Annotated in this window: 1 protein-coding gene; it reads left to right on the forward strand. The window is 75.4% G+C overall.

The window, feature by feature from the left end; all coding sequences use genetic code 11:
- Positions 1-1,064: VWA domain-containing protein (locus C6N75_RS29445; RefSeq protein ID WP_105871885.1), on the forward strand; the 1,064-nt coding region annotated here is incomplete at its 5' end.
- Positions 1,065-1,128: the final 64 nt, after the last annotated feature.

The following is a 1,128-nucleotide window of genomic DNA, read 5'->3' on the forward strand; positions in this document are numbered from 1 at the left end:
GGCGGGCGGAGCGGGCGGCGGGGCTCGGGGCGTCGGCACCGTCCGTCGCCCGGTGGCTCGGCGACATCCGCGCGTACTTCCCTCGCCCGGTCGTGCAGGTCATGCAGCGCGACGCCATCGACCGGCTCGGCCTGGCGCATCTGCTGCTGGAGCCGGAGACCCTGGACGCGGTCGAGCCCGACGTCCAGCTGGTCGGGACGCTGCTCTCGCTCGCCCAGGCGATGCCGGAGCGGGTGCGGGAGAGCGCTCGGGCGGTGGTGCGCAAGGTGGTGGAGGACCTGGAGCGGCGGATCGCGGTGCGCACCCGGGCCGTGTTGACGGGGGCGCTCGACCGCAGCGCCCGCACCAGCCGCCCCCGCCACCGGGACATCGACTGGAACCGCACCCTCCGCGCCAACCTCGGCACCTACCTGCCGGAGTACGGCACCGTGGTGCCCGAGAAGCTGGTCGGCTACGCCCGGTCCGCCCGCTCGGTCCGCAAGGACGTGGTGCTCTGCGTGGACCAGTCCGGGTCGATGGCGGCCTCCGTGGTGCACGCCGCGGTGTTCGGCGCGGTGCTCGCCTCGATGCGGTCGCTGTCGACCCGGCTGGTCGTCTTCGACACCTCCGTGGTCGATCTGACCGACCAGATCGACGACCCGGTGGACGTGCTGTTCGGCACCCGGCTCGGCGGCGGGACGGACATCGACCGGGCGCTCGCCTACTGCCAGTCGCGCGTCACCCGCCCCGCCGACACGATCGTCGTGCTGATCAGCGACCTGTACGAGGGAGGGACGCGGGACGGGATGGTGCGGCGGATCGCGCAGATGCGGGCGTCCGGCGTGCGGTGCGTGGCGCTGCTGGCGCTCTCCGACGACGGGGCCCCCGCCTACGACCGCTCGCGTGCGGCGGCGCTGGCCGGGCTCGGCGTACCGGCGTTCGCGTGCACCCCGGAGCTGTTCCCCGAGGTGATGGCCGCCGCTATCGAGGGCCTGCCGCTGCCGGTGCCCGACCCCGAGGCCGCCCGTCCGGCTGACTCCGGAGGCGCTGGTCCGGGCGATCGCGGGGTGGCCGGTCCGGGGTAGGCCGGGCGGTGCGGAATCCGTCGCCGCGGGGGTACGGAATCCGCAGGTCGGGGCGGGGCGAGGG

The organism is Streptomyces solincola, from assembly GCF_002982015.1.
In the GTDB taxonomy this organism is placed as follows: Bacteria; Actinomycetota; Actinomycetes; order Streptomycetales; family Streptomycetaceae; genus Streptomyces; species Streptomyces solincola.